Raw genomic sequence first — 13,127 nt, 5'->3', positions numbered from 1 at the left:
GGGAAACACCCCTCACAGTTTTCACTCAGCCCACTTAGGGTGCGGAGGACTGATAACGGGGAGGGGTTCAGTTCCATGAACAAGGGGGTCAAGGTCACCATCATCGGCGGTGTGTTCGCCGTGATGGTGGGCGGTGCCGGGTACGGCGCGTTCAACATCGTGTCCGCGCTGAACGGCGACGGGGGGTCCGGCACCGAGGTCAAGACCGGTCCGCCCGACGCCGACGAGGTCAAGGAGACCTCGGAGAAGTTCTTCGCCGACTGGGAGAAGGGCTCGGCGGCGGCCGCGGCCCGGTTCACCGACAACGACGCGGCGGCGCAGACCCTGCTGACGTCGTACGCCGAGGACGCGCACATCACCGGCGTGAGGATCACGCCCGGCACCGCCCAGGGAACCACCGTGCCCTTCACGGTGAAGGCGAAGGTGTCCTACGAGGGCAAGTCCGCGCCGCTGTCGTACAAGAGCTCGCTGAAGGTCGTGCGCGGGATCACCACCGGCAGGGCGCTGGTCGACTGGAAGCCGTCCGTGGTCCACCCGGAGCTGCGCGCCGACCAGGACAGCCTCGTCACCGGCTCGTCCTCCACGCCGCCCATCGAGGCCGTGGACCGCGACGGCAAGGTGCTGACGAAGGACAAGTACCCCTCCCTCGGCCCGATCCTGGACGCGCTGCGCGAGAAGTACGGCGCCAAGGTGGGCGGTTCGCCGGGCGTCGAGCTGTACGTACGCCACGGCGCCGACGGCGCCCCCGACACCTCGCTGCTCACACTCTCCAAGGGCAGGGCGGGCAAGCTCCAGACCACCATCAGCGCGGGCGCGCAGGCCGCCGCCGAGAAGGCGGTGACCCAGTACGACAACTCCTCGGTGGTCGCGGTCAAGCCGAGCACCGGCGAGGTGCTCGCGGTCGCCAACCATCGCGACGACGGCTGGAACGCGGCCTTCGAGGGCAAGGTAGCCCCGGGCTCCACCTGGAAGATCGTCACCGCGGCGATGCTCATCGACAACGGCGTGACCTCGATGAACGGCCCGGCGCCCTGTCCGCCCGACGCGATCTGGCAGGGGCAGACCTTCCACAACCTCAAGAACATGCAGCCCAACGAGAACGCCACGCTCGCCAACAGCTTCATGCGGTCCTGCAACACCGCCTTCATCAAGCTGATCGACGAGAAGCCGCTGACCGACGACTCGTTGACGGCCGAGGCGCAGAACAAGTTCGGGCTCGGCCGCAACAACTGGAAGACCGGCATCACCTCCCAGGACGGCAGCGTCCCGGCCGTCAGCGGCCCCGACCGCGCGGCCGGCGCCATCGGCCAGGGCCAGGTCACCATGAACCCGCTGAACATGGCGTCCGTGACCGCCACCGCCATCACCGGCACCTTCCGCCAGCCGTACCTGGTCTCGCCGAAGCTGGACGGCCGCGAACTGGCCACCGCCGAGGGGCTGCGGTCGAGCACGGTCGCCCAGCTGAAGCAGATGATGCGGATGACGGCCACACAGGCGCCGGGCACCGCGACGGGCATCATGCGGGGCCTGGCCGGGGACGACATCGGCGCGAAGACCGGCTCGGCCGAGGTCGACGGGAACGCCACCTCGAACAGCTGGTTCACCGGCTTCCGCAATGATGTGGCGGCGGCCGCCATGACCGAGCAGGGTGGCCACGGTGTCGACGCGGCCGGACCGATCGTGCGGGCCGTCCTGGTGGCGGGAGACTGAACTCACCCGCTCAGGACGGGACTCCAGGGTGGTCGCCGTCGTTGACATGGTGGACGAGGGCACGGGAACCCCGGTGATTTCACGGAGGAACGAAGGCTGTGGGCAAGAGAAGGCGCGTCGCCGAGCGACGTAGGACGCACCGTCCCGCCGTGATCGGCGGGATGGTCGCCGTGGTCGTCGGCGGCGCCGGCTTCGCCGGGTACGTGCTGTACAGCGGCGGCGCGGCGGCCGAGGACCGTACGTCCTCGGCCGCCTCCGCCGAGAAGCCGAAGGTGAAGACCGGCCCGCTGTCCGCGACCGAGGTCACCACCGCGGCGCGCACGTTCCTCACGTCCTGGCAGCAGGCCGAGGTCGCCGAAGCCGCCGCCGTCACCAGCGACACCGAGGCCGCCACGAAGCTCCTCACCGGCTACGCCAAGGACGCCCACCTCAAGGACGTCACCCTCACCCCCGGCACCCCGACCGGCGCCAAGGTGCCCTTCACGGTGAAGGCCACGGTGGCGTACAAGGGCACCTCCAAGCCGCTGTCGTACGCCAGTTCGCTCACCGTCGTGCGGAACACCACCACCGGCAAGCCCCAGGTCGACTGGCACTCCGCGGTCGTCCACCCGGACCTGAAGGACGGCGACACGCTCGTCACCGGCGAGTCCGGGACCCCGCCGGTGAAGGCCATGGACCGCGACGGCGGGGAGATCACCACCGAGAAGTACCCGTCGCTGGGTTCGGTGCTCGACGGGCTGCGCGAGAAGTACGGCAAGAAGGCCGGCGGCAAGGCGGGCGTCGAACTCCAGGTCGTGCGCGGCAAGGAGTCGAAGAAGGCCGAGCTGTCCGACAAGACCCTGCTGGAGCTGAGCAAGGGCACGCCGGGAACCGTGAAGACGACGCTCAGCCCGGGCCTCCAGGCGGCGGCCGAGGCGCAGGTCGCGAAGCGGGCGCAGTCCTCCGTGGTGGTGCTGCGGCCCTCGACCGGCGAGATCCTCGCCGTGGCGAACGCCAACAAGGGCTTCAACGTGGCCTTCCAGGGCTCCCTGGCCCCCGGCTCGACGATGAAGGTCGTCACGTCCTCGCTGCTCATCGAGAAGGGACTGGCGTCGGCGGACAAGACGCATCCCTGCCCGAAGTACTTCACGTACGGCGGCTGGAAGTTCCAGAACGACGACAAGTTCTCCATCAAGGGCGGCACTTTCAAGGCGAGCTTCGCCCGCTCCTGCAACACCGCCTTCATCAGCCAGGCGCCGAAGCTGGAGAACGACTCGCTGACCCAGCAGGCCCAGCAGGTCTTCGGGCTGTCCATGAACAACTGGGCGGTCGGGGTGCCCACCTTCGACGGCTCGGTGCCGGTGCAGTCGCAGGCCCAGATGGCGGCCTCGCTGATCGGCCAGGGCGCGGTGCGGATGAACCCGCTGAACATGGCGTCGGTGTCGGCGACCGTGGAGTCCGGCGTCTTCAGGCAGCCGTACCTGGTCTCCCCCGACGTGGACGGCCGCACGCTCGCGAAGGCCTCGCGCACGATGTCCTCGGGCACGCTCTCCCAGCTGCGCGAGCTGATGGCGTACACGGCGGCCTACGGCACGGCGGCGGAGGCGATGCAGGGCGTCTACGGCAACGTCGGCGCGAAGACCGGCTCGGCGGAGGTCGACGGCCAGAAGAAGCCCAACGGCTGGTTCACCGCGTACCGCGGCGATCTCGCCGCCGCCGGTGTCGTCCAGGCGGGCGGGCACGGCGGCGACACGGCGGGACCGATCGTGGCCGCGCTGCTGAAGAAGGGCAGCTAGCTGCTCACCGGAGTGGCCGTGTAGGTGCGGCGCAGGAACCTGAGCAGGGCCTTGGACTCGAACTGCACCACAGAGACGCCCTGGGTGGAGTGGAACTCGACCACAGCCTGCACCCGCCCGCACGGCCACACCCGTACGTCGCCCGCCTCGACCGGCGCCCGCAGTCCCTGTTCGAGGAGCGCCCGCTCGAAGGTCCATTCATGGGGCCCCGGCAGGCCGACGCGTACTGCGCGCGGGTCGGCGTCGGGGTCGTAGCGCAGGACGACGGGGACCGCCTCGGGTTCCGCGACCGTGATGTCGGCGTCGGTGACGATATGGGCTCGCGCGTACTGTTCGACCACGGACATCGGCTCGGCCCCTTACGCTGAGTGACCTGTGCGGAAGCTGTGCGACCGCTTCCTCTCCAATGTCGCATATTTTTCGGGGTGCGCCCCCGGACGCCGGACATCGTCGGGCATCTCACACTGCGAAGCCGCGGCGAGACCCACAGCGAGCCCACAACCGGCTCGCTCTTGCAACTTGTTCGCATTAAGTCGCATCATCTAACCGTGCATGTGCCTGATGGATTTATCGACGCCCCCGTATCCGCCGCGACCGGAGTGGTCGCGGCCGCCGCCGTGGCCGTGAGCCTGCGCGGTGCGCGCCGCGAGCTCGACGAGCGCACCGCGCCCCTGGCGGGCCTGGTGGCGGCGTTCATCTTCGCCGTGCAGATGCTCAACTTCCCCGTCGCCGCGGGCACCAGCGGCCACCTTCTGGGCGGCGCCCTCGCGGCGATCCTCGTCGGCCCCTACACCGGCGTGCTGTGCGTCTCCGTCGTGCTGCTCATGCAGGGCATCCTCTTCGCGGACGGCGGCCTGACCGCGCTCGGCGTGAACATCACGGACATGGCGGTGGTGACGACGGTCGTGGCCTACGCGGTCTTCCGCGTCCTGGTGAAAGTGCTGCCCCGTAAGCGCCGGTCGATCACCGTGGCCTCCTTCGCCGCCGCACTGCTGTCCGTCCCGGCCGCGGCCGTGGCCTTCACGCTGATCTACTGGGTCGGCGGCACCACCGACGTCTCCATCGGCAAGGTCACCACCGCGATGGTCGGCGTGCACGTCCTGATCGGCATCGGCGAGGCCGCGATCACCGCGCTGACGGTCGGCGCCGTCGTCGCCGTCCGCCCGGACCTGGTGTACGGCGCCCGTGACCTGCGCCAGCGGCTCAAGCTGCGCGTCAACGGCGAACTCGTCGACGCGCCCGACCCGGTGGCCGTCCCCGTCGCCGCCCGCTCGCACCGCAAGGTGTGGCTGGCCGGCCTGGTCACCTCCCTCGTCCTCGCGGGCGGCGTCAGCTTCTACGCCTCCGCCAGCCCCGACGGCCTGGAGAAGGTCGCCGCCGACCAGGGCATCGACAAGAACACCGAGAAGCACGCCTCCGCCGACTCCCCTCTCGCCGACTACGGCGTCAAGGACGTCGACGACGCCCGGCTCTCCGGCGGTCTCGCGGGCGTCATCGGCGTCGGCGTCACGGTCGTCGCGGGCAGCACGGTGTTCTGGGCGGTGCGCAGGCGGCGTACGTCCGAGGACGCGACCCCGGTGAGCGCGGGCGTCTGAGATGGGTGCCGGACACGCGCACAAGCTCTACCGGCACGGGCACTCCCCGGTGCACGGTCTGCCGCCGCACACCAAGCTCGCCGCGGTGTTCTGTTTCGTGGTGGTCGTCGTCTCCACCCCGCGCGAGGCGATGTGGGCCTTCGGGCTGTACGCCGTCCTGCTGGGCGTCGTCACGTACGTCGTGCGTGTGCCCGCCGGCTTCCTGCTCAAGCGGCTGCTGATCGAGGTGCCGTTCGTCGCGTTCGCGGTGCTGATGCCGTTCGTCGCGGAGGGCGAGCGGGTCGAGGTGCTGGGCCTCTCGCTGAGCGTGAACGGGCTGTGGGGCGCCTGGAACGTGCTCGCCAAGGGCACGCTCGGCGTGGCGGCCTCGGTCCTGCTCGCCTCCACGACCGAGCTGCGTGAACTCCTGCTGGGGCTCCAGCGGCTGAAGCTCCCGCCGCTGCTCGTGCAGATCGCCTCCTTCATGATCCGCTACGGCGATGTCATCACCGACGAGATGCGGCGTATGCGGATCGCGCGGGAGTCGCGCGGTTTCGAGGCACGGGGCGTGCGGCACTGGGGGGTGCTCGCCAAGTCGGCGGGCGCCCTGTTCATCAGGTCCTACGAGCGCGGCGAGCGCGTGCACCTCGCCATGGTGAGCCGGGGCTACGCCGGTTCGATGCCGGTCATCGACGAGGTGACCGCGTCCCGGGCGCAGTGGACGTACGCGTTCGCGCTGCCGGGTGCCGCCCTTGTCGTATGTCTGCTGGGATGGATGCTGTGACTGCTTCTCTGGAGGTCTCCGGCCTCGCCTTCGCCTACCCCGACGGGCATCAGGCCCTGTTCGGCGTGGACTTCTCCGTCGCGCGCGGGGAGCGGGTCGCGCTGCTCGGGCCGAACGGCGCCGGCAAGACGACCCTCGTGCTCCATCTCAACGGCATCCTGTCCGGCGGCACCGGCAGCGTGCACGTCGCCGGACTGCCCGTCGGCAAGCGGCACATGGCGGAGATCCGGCGCCGGGTCGGGATCGTCTTCCAGGACCCGGACGACCAGCTGTTCATGCCGACCGTGCGCGAGGACGTCGCGTTCGGACCGGCGGCCGCCGGCGTGAAGGGCGCGGAACTGGAGGCGCGCGTGGACCGTGCGCTGGCGCGCGTCGGCATGGCGGAGTTCAAGGACCGCCCGCCGCACCACCTCTCCTTCGGCCAGCGCCGCCGCGTGGCCGTCGCCACCGTGCTCGCCATGGAACCGGAGATCCTCGTCCTCGACGAGCCGTCCTCCAACCTCGACCCCGCCTCCCGGCGCGAACTCGCCGACATCCTGCGCTCCCTGGACGTCACGGTCCTCATGGTCACGCACGACCTCCCGTACGCCCTGGAGCTGTGCCCGCGCTCCCTCGTCCTCAGCGACGGCGTCATCGCGGCCGACGGCAAGACGTCCGAGCTGCTCTCCGACGACGACCTGATGCGCGCCCACCGCCTGGAGCTGCCGTTCGGCTTCGATCCGCGTTCGGTGTCCGCCGGGTCGGACCGTCCGTGACAATGGGCGCGTGACGAACGAGGACCCCACGGCGGTCGACGGCTCCCTGCTCCTCGACGAGCAGCTGTGTTTCGCGCTGTACGCCGCCCAGCGCGCCGTGACGGCCGCGTACCGCCCGCTGCTGGAGGAACTCGGTCTCACCTACCCGCAGTACCTGGTGCTGCTGGTGCTCTGGGAGCGCGGCGAGACGACGGTCAAGGAGCTGGCGGCGGCGCTGCGGCTCGACTACGGCACGGTGTCGCCGTTGCTCAAGCGGCTGGAGAGCGCGGGGATGGTGCGCCGGGAACGCGCGGCCCACGACGAGCGCTCGGTGCTCGTCGCGTGCACGGGACGCGGGGAGGAACTGCGGGAGCGCGCGGCGCGCGTGCCCGGCGCGCTGCTGTCCGCGACGGGGCTCGACACCGCGGGCATCGTGAGGCTGCGCGAGGAGTTGTGGGAGCTTGCGGAGAAGGCGCACTCGGCGGCCGAGCGCCGCCTCTGAGCTCCTGTTACCCGCGGTTGCCACCCCCTGGTCACGCAACATCTACCTACCGGCCAGTACCTTGTGCACGATGTTCTTGTGCGCACCTGTTCTGGGGGGAGCCAGCCATGACCGCCACAAATGAGGAAACCGCGACCACCGTCGACACCCGCCCGACGAAGATCATGTACGTCGCCGAGGCCACCGCCCACGGCGGCCGGGACGGCTATGTCACCAGCCAGGACGGCCAGATCGCGCTGAAGGTCGCGATGCCTCCGGCGCTGGGCGGCGACGGCAACGGCACGAATCCGGAGCAGCTGTTCGCGGCGGGCTTCAGCGCCTGCTTCCACAACGCGCTGGTGCTGGTGGGCCGCCGGGCCGGGTTCGACCTGACCGGTTCCACGGTCGCCGCGAAGGTCGGCATCGGCCCCAACGCGCAGCGCGGCTACGGTCTGGCGGTCGCCCTCAGCGTCTCGCTCCCCGTGCTCGACCAGGCCGTCGCGACCCAGCTGGTGGACGCCGCCCACGAGGTGTGCCCGTACTCCAACGCGACCCGCGGGAACATCGACGTGACGATCCTGCTTGGCTAGAGGAGAGACGAGCAACGCGAACAGGAGTGTGGACGTGGACGTGAACGGCACGGTCGAAGCGGGCTTCGAGCCGGTCAGGGACGCGTTCGTCCGCAACTTCGAGCAGCTCGGCGACCGGGGCGCGGCCGTCACCGTGTACCGGGACGGGCGCCGGGTCGTCGACCTGTGGGCCGGCACCAAGGACGTCGACGGCGGCGAACCGTGGCAGCGCGGCACCGCCCAGATCGTGCGCTCGGCGACCAAGGGCGTCGCCGCCGCCGTACCCCTGATGCTGGCCGAGCGCGGACAGCTCGACCTGGACGCGCCGGTCGGCGCGTACTGGCCGGAGTTCAAGGCGCACGGCAAGGAGCGGGTACTGGTCCGGCACGTACTCAACCACCGGGCCGGACTGCCGGTCCTCGACCACCCGATCACCCCCGCGCAGGCCCTGGACCCGCTGGCGGGCCCGGCGGCCGTGGCCGCGCAGACACCCGTCTGGGAGCCCGGCACGGACCACGGGTATCACGCGCTGACGTACGGCTGGCTGCTGGACGAGCTGGTGCGACGGGTGACGGGCCGCGGCACCGGCGAGTGGATCGCCGAGCGGATCGCCGGGCCGCTCGGGGCGGACCTGTGGCTGGGGCTGCCGGAGACGGAGGCGCACCGGGCCGGGCGCGTGGGCCGGGTCGACGCCCCGGAGGCCGCCGCCGCACTGCGGATGCGCCCGAGGCGCTCCGTCACCGAGGCCTACAAGGATCCCGACTCCCTCACCAACCGCGCCTTCGGCGCGATCACGCCCTTCCCCGACCAGAACGACCCGGCCTACCGGGCGAGCGCCCTGCCCGCGACCAACGGGATCGCCACGGCCGACGGTCTGGCCCGCTTCTACGCGGCGACGATCGGCGCGGTGGACGGCGTCCGGCTGCTGTCCCCGGCCACCGTGGAGCGGGCGCGCGCCGAGGAGTCCGCCGGGCCCGACCGGGTCCTGGTGGTCAACACCCGTTTCGGCCTCGGCTACATGCTGCACGGCAGCGCGGCCCCGTTCCTCGGCCCGGGCTCCTTCGGCCACCCCGGCCGCGGCGGCTCGCTCGGCTTCGCCGACCCCGAGTCCGGCATCGCCTTCGGCTATGTGACCAACGGCCTGCGCAAGACGGTCACGGCGGATCCGCGGGCGCAGGCGCTGGTGCGGGCGGTACGGGCAGCCGTATAGCCGGCTACACGTGGATCGGGTGGGACGTCCGCCCGGACGCCGCGTCGATCTCGCCGTGCGCCTTGGTCAGCAACCGCATGGCGAGCTCGTTGAGTGCGCGGGCACCGGCGATCTCCTCGCCGACCCGCGGCTGATTCGAGTCGGTGTGGTGGCGGCTGGCCTGGCCGTGGGCCCGTACCTCGCTGCCGTCGGGCAGCCGGACCATCGCCACCGCGCGCGTGTGCTCGCTGTCCTCCATGAACTCCATCTCGACGTGCCATCCCACAGTGGTGTGCATCATGACGATCACCTCCGGAAGAACTCCTTCCAGAGTGCTACCGAAGAGGCGACCGCGACCAGTCGTCCGAAGTCGGCTGGTCACTGCTCGGGTTCCGCGTACTCCTCCGGCCGCGGCGCGGGCGCCGTCGGCTTGGTGCGCGCGGGCCGGCTCATCGCGGCCACCCGCGCGGCCAGCGTCGCCCGGAACCCGCCCACCTGCCGTACCAGCTCCCGCCGTTGCCGCCGCTGGTACCGGTGCGCGAGCTCCAGCGTGGCGAGCGCGAGCAGTACGCCGATCAGCACCACCACCGCCAGCGTCACGTACCGCCGTACCGTCCCCTCGCCGGCGTCGGCGAAGGCGAGCCCCGACGCGGCGGCCAGCGCCGCGATCAGCGCCAGCCACACCACGTACCCGGCGAGGACCCAGGGATGGTCCTGCCGCAGCCACCGCCCGCGCGGACGCCCCGCCTCGTCCGCGACCCGTCCGACGGCCACGCCGATGTCGAGGAGCTCCCAGTCCGCCTTCTCCCGCTGCTCGCGCGAGAGGGGGGCGGTCATCCGGTCGAGGCGGACGTGGAGCCGGGCCACCGCGCGGCGCAGTTCGGCCCGGTTGACCCGCTCGGGCAGCCGGTGCGGCCAGCGGGCCCACAGGTCGTCGTCGCGGCGGCGCAGCCGGATGTCGGTCGCCGCCGCCCTGGCCACCGCGACACCCAGGATCAGCAGCAGGACCAGCGCCTGCACCATGCCCAGGTCGCCGCGGACCGCGCCGTACACCCCGACCAGGACGAGCCCGACCCCGACCGGCCAGGTCTTGCGGATGTACGTCCGGTGCCGGACCGCGTGCAGCTCACGCTCCAGGTCGTCGACGGACCGCCGTACGACCCGCACGGCGGCGACCGCGACCAGTGGCGCGCACAGCAGCAGACAGCACATCAGGGCGGCGGTCAGGGTGTACGGCAGCACACCGGTGCCGACCCAGTCGTCGTCCTGCGGCAGCGCGGGCACGCCGACCAGGACGGCCGCGGCGAGAAGCGCGGTCAGCGCCCCGAGCCACCGCCCGGGCCGCACCCCGCGCTCCTCGGGCGCCGGGACCGGCTGCCACTCGGCGCGCACGCTCCCCTCCAGCGCGGCGATCACCACGGCGAGGTCGGCGCTCCAGTGCGCCTCGCGCAGCCGGGGCGCGTTGAGGCCGGCGAGCGCCCGGAGCGAGTCGGGCAGTTCGGCGGCGGTGGGCATCTCGGCCCCGTCGAGCAGCACCGGCAGGACGAACTTCCCGCCCGCCAGCGCCCATTCGATCTCCCGCCGGACCCAGTCGGCCCCGTCCTCGAGCCGCCGGGCCCCGGTCGGATGCCGCGCGTCCGCCCAGCCGGGGTGGAGCACGGCGACCAGCGCGTCGCAGTCGCCGACCCGCTCCGCCAGCGCGTCCGCGAACCGCTGGCCGGGCAGCAGGGACGGCCGGTCCAGGAACACCTGCCCGCGGCCGAAGTGCCCCGCGAGCGCCGCGTCGAGATCGTCGACGACGCCGCAGTGCCCGCCCCTGCGGTAGTTGATGAAGACACCGCTCATGGCCCACAGGTTAGCCAGTGACCGCCCGGTCACCCGGCGTGCAACATGAGCCCGATCCCGGCCACCAGCAACCCGGCCGCGACGATCCGCGGTGCCCCGAACCGCTCCTTGAAGAACACCGCCCCGATGGCCGCGCCGACGATGATCGACGACTCCCGCAGCGCGGCGATCGGCGCCAGCTCGGCCTTGGTCTGCGCCCACAGGACGAGCCCGTAGGCGGCGACGGAGAGCGCGGCGCCGAGCAGTCCGACCGCGGCGAACGGCCTCAGCTCGGCGATCAGTTGACCGCGCAGACGGTAGAGCGCGTACGCCGGTACGAACACGCCCTCCAGAGCCATCAGCCAGGCGATGTACCCGAGCGACGACCCGGAGGCCCGCACCCCGAGCCCGTCGACGACGGTGTACGCGGCGATGGACAGACCCGTCGCCAACGCGGCACCGATCGCCGCCCAGTTGGGCCGACGCCCACGCAGCCCCCACAGCGCGACACCGGTGAGTCCGGCGCAGGACACCCCGATCCCGGCGGCGGCCCACCCGTCCGGCACCTCATGGGCGAAAAGGGCGGCGAGCACCGTGACGACCAGGGGCGCGCTGCCGCGGGCGATCGGGTACGCCTGCCCGAAGTCCCCGAGCCGGAAGGACTTCATCAGCAGCAGGTAGTACACGACGTGGATCACGGCCGAGGCGAGGAGATACGGCCACGCCCCCGCCGCCGGTATCGCCACGAACGGCACCATCACCAGCCCGATCAGCATCCCGCCGCCGGCGATCAGGGTGAACCCGACCAGCTTGTCGGTGATCTTGTGCGCGATGGCGTTCCAGCTGGCGTGCGTGACCGCGGCGAGCAGTACCGCCGCGGTGACGGCCGGCGTCACGCGGTGCGCTCGCGCACGTCCACGAGGTCGGCACCGGCGTGCGCGACGAGGTCCTTGGGGGCGATGGGGAAGACGGCGTGCGGATTCCCGGCCGCGGCCCACACGAGGTCGTGCTCCAGCAGCGAACGGTCGGCCAGCACCCGCGTCCTGGTCCGGTGCCCGAAGGGCGGCACGCCCCCGATGGCGTACCCGGTGGTCTCCCGTACGACGTCCGCCTTGGCCCGCGTCACCTTCTCGGCCCCGAGCACCTCGCGCACCAGCTCGACGTCGACCCGGGAGGCCCCGTCCATGAGCACCAGCACCGGCACCCCGTCGGCGGCAAAGATCAGCGACTTGCAGATCTGACTCAGCTCGCACCCGATGGCCGCGGCGGCCTCGGCGGCGGTACGGGTCGCCTCCGGGAACCGGCGTACCCGGGTACGCAGGTCATCGAGCCCCTTCTCCCGCAGGGCCTCGGCGAACAGGGGGTGGGCTCCGGAGTCGGCGGTGCCCGCTGGGCTGTCGGTCGTCGTCATGCGGGGCACGCTAGCGGTGGGTGTAGGGCACAGGCGAACGGTTAAGCCGGGTACTGAAACCAAGTCGGCCAGGCCCTAGTGAAAGGTCACGTCCTTCGCCTCCGCCACCGCCGCCGTCCGCCCCGGCGCCGACTGGTACCGCCAGTACAGGTTCGTGTGGGCGATGACCTGGTCCGGCGGTGGGGCGCCCCACTTGCTGGTGTCCTCGGTGGTGTGGGCGTCGGCGACGAGGGTGACGTCGTAGCCGCGGACGAAGGCGCCGTGGAGGGTGGAGCGGATGCAGACGTCGGTCGACGCACCGGTCACGATCAGGTGGCCCGCCCCGGCGCCCGCGAGGACCTCCTCCAGTTCGGTGTCCTCGAAGGAGTCGCCGTAGTTCTTGTGGATCAGGGGCTCCGCGTCCCGGCGTATCAACTCGGGCGCGTACTCCCAGGCGTCGCTGCCCTTCACCAGGTCTTCGTCGGAGTGCTGGACCCAGACCACCGGGGCGCCCTCCTCGCGGGCCCGGTCGACGAGCGCGGCGATGGTGGCGACGACCGCGTCCCGCTCGTGGGCGTCGGCCACGACGCCCTTCTGGACGTCGATCACCAGCAGGGCCGTGTGAGGTCGTGCGGCAAGTGTGGTCATGCCCGCCACGTTAGACCCGGCCACTGACAACCGCCCCGACCTCCGCCTCCGCCTCCGCCTTCTTGCGTCGGCCCGCGACCAGGCCGCCCGCGGCCCCCAGCGACACCAGGCCCATCATCGCGGCGGCGAGGACGCCCTTGACCCCGTCCATCGTGAAGTACATGGCGACGGCCGTACCGCCGTTGAAGAGGAACAGGAACCACAGGGTGCCCGGCCGGGACAGGAACGCCTTGATCCGGGGCTTCTTCGCGATGCGGGAGCCGGCGATCAGCGCGACCACCGTGCCGACGGCCGTGGCGACGTCCTTCCGGGTGCCGTCGAGGACGGCGCCCGCGCCCGCGCTCGCGGCGAGCCCGACCACGAAGCACTGCCACAGCAGCAGGTCGGCGACGAACTTCTTGACGGTGGCGAGGGGAGAGCTCATGGTTCCGGCCTTTCGAAACGGGGCT

The 13,127-nt window shown here is 71.7% G+C and carries 15 protein-coding genes; 8 read left to right on the top strand and 7 right to left on the bottom strand.

All coding sequences use genetic code 11. The annotated features are described in order from the left end of the window. Positions 1-75: 75 nt before the first annotated feature. Together ACIHIX_RS28930 and ACIHIX_RS28925 are read left to right on the top strand one after the other, a co-directional pair. The gene (locus tag ACIHIX_RS28930) at positions 76-1,710 is read left to right on the top strand and encodes a penicillin-binding transpeptidase domain-containing protein (RefSeq protein WP_399961136.1); all 1,635 of its coding nucleotides are present in this window, start codon (positions 76-78) and stop codon (positions 1,708-1,710) included. Between the two features lie 98 nt (positions 1,711-1,808). Continuing rightward, on the top strand, positions 1,809-3,485 hold the full coding sequence (locus ACIHIX_RS28925) for a penicillin-binding transpeptidase domain-containing protein (protein WP_399961134.1): 1,677 nt from the start codon (positions 1,809-1,811) through the stop codon (positions 3,483-3,485). Here the strand turns inward: ACIHIX_RS28925 and ACIHIX_RS28920 are convergent. Then, positions 3,482-3,832 carry an SsgA family sporulation/cell division regulator gene (locus tag ACIHIX_RS28920; protein WP_097265205.1) on the bottom strand — a complete coding sequence of 117 codons (351 nt, stop codon included), beginning with the start codon at positions 3,830-3,832 and terminating at the stop codon, positions 3,482-3,484. The two genes, ACIHIX_RS28925 and ACIHIX_RS28920, sit on opposite strands and share 4 nt — an antisense overlap. A 201-nt stretch (positions 3,833-4,033) precedes the next feature. Between ACIHIX_RS28920 and ACIHIX_RS28915 the strand changes: the two genes are divergently transcribed. The 6 genes from ACIHIX_RS28915 to ACIHIX_RS28890 all read left to right on the top strand — a co-directional run bounded on the left by ACIHIX_RS28915 (position 4,034) and on the right by ACIHIX_RS28890 (position 8,837). Then, entirely contained in the window at positions 4,034-5,080 is a 1,047-nt protein-coding gene (locus ACIHIX_RS28915; protein ID WP_399961132.1) for an energy-coupling factor ABC transporter permease, read from the top strand. Position 5,081: 1 nt separating this feature from the next. Further along, positions 5,082-5,843 carry a cobalt ECF transporter T component CbiQ gene (gene cbiQ / locus ACIHIX_RS28910; RefSeq protein ID WP_399961130.1) on the top strand — a complete coding sequence of 254 codons (762 nt, stop codon included), beginning with the start codon at positions 5,082-5,084 and terminating at the stop codon, positions 5,841-5,843. After that, entirely contained in the window at positions 5,831-6,598 is a 768-nt protein-coding gene (locus ACIHIX_RS28905; RefSeq protein WP_399961129.1) for an energy-coupling factor ABC transporter ATP-binding protein, read from the top strand. The genes cbiQ and ACIHIX_RS28905 overlap by 13 nt, the downstream gene beginning before the upstream one ends. Before the next feature lie 10 nt (positions 6,599-6,608). Continuing rightward, positions 6,609-7,079, top strand: coding sequence for a MarR family winged helix-turn-helix transcriptional regulator (locus tag ACIHIX_RS28900; RefSeq protein WP_399961127.1), 471 nt, complete (start codon positions 6,609-6,611; stop codon positions 7,077-7,079). A gap of 107 nt (positions 7,080-7,186) precedes the next feature. Next, a complete protein-coding gene (locus ACIHIX_RS28895; RefSeq protein WP_399961125.1) occupies positions 7,187-7,648 on the top strand; it encodes an organic hydroperoxide resistance protein in 462 nt (153 codons plus the stop codon). Positions 7,649-7,682: 34 nt separating this feature from the next. Continuing rightward, entirely contained in the window at positions 7,683-8,837 is a 1,155-nt protein-coding gene (locus ACIHIX_RS28890) for a serine hydrolase domain-containing protein (RefSeq protein ID WP_399961123.1), read from the top strand. Positions 8,838-8,841: 4 nt separating this feature from the next. On the opposite strand, the gene ACIHIX_RS28885 is transcribed toward ACIHIX_RS28890, so the two are convergent. The 6 genes from ACIHIX_RS28885 to ACIHIX_RS28860 form a co-directional block, all read right to left on the bottom strand. After that, a complete protein-coding gene (locus ACIHIX_RS28885) occupies positions 8,842-9,117 on the bottom strand; it encodes a DUF1876 domain-containing protein (RefSeq protein ID WP_399961121.1) in 276 nt (91 codons plus the stop codon). Between the two features lie 77 nt (positions 9,118-9,194). Next, a complete protein-coding gene (locus tag ACIHIX_RS28880; RefSeq protein WP_399961119.1) occupies positions 9,195-10,661 on the bottom strand; it encodes a toll/interleukin-1 receptor domain-containing protein in 1,467 nt (488 codons plus the stop codon). A 29-nt stretch (positions 10,662-10,690) separates the two neighbouring features. After that, the gene (locus ACIHIX_RS28875; RefSeq protein ID WP_399961117.1) at positions 10,691-11,536 is read right to left on the bottom strand and encodes an EamA family transporter; all 846 of its coding nucleotides are present in this window, start codon (positions 11,534-11,536) and stop codon (positions 10,691-10,693) included. Continuing rightward, entirely contained in the window at positions 11,533-12,051 is a 519-nt protein-coding gene (locus ACIHIX_RS28870; protein ID WP_399961115.1) for a YbaK/EbsC family protein, read from the bottom strand. The genes ACIHIX_RS28875 and ACIHIX_RS28870 overlap by 4 nt, the downstream gene beginning before the upstream one ends. Before the next feature lie 75 nt (positions 12,052-12,126). Next, the gene (locus tag ACIHIX_RS28865) at positions 12,127-12,678 is read right to left on the bottom strand and encodes an isochorismatase family protein (RefSeq protein WP_399961114.1); all 552 of its coding nucleotides are present in this window, start codon (positions 12,676-12,678) and stop codon (positions 12,127-12,129) included. Between the two features lie 10 nt (positions 12,679-12,688). Next, positions 12,689-13,102: a hypothetical protein gene (locus tag ACIHIX_RS28860; protein WP_399961112.1), complete on the bottom strand. Its 414-nt coding sequence runs from the start codon at positions 13,100-13,102 to the stop codon at positions 12,689-12,691. Positions 13,103-13,127 lie beyond the last annotated feature (25 nt).

The organism is Streptomyces sp. NPDC051913 (assembly GCF_044593635.1).
Lineage (GTDB): Bacteria > Actinomycetota > Actinomycetes > Streptomycetales > Streptomycetaceae > Streptomyces.
Note: the sequence above shows the minus strand (reverse complement) of the source record. Positions and strands in the feature narration are given on the sequence as shown.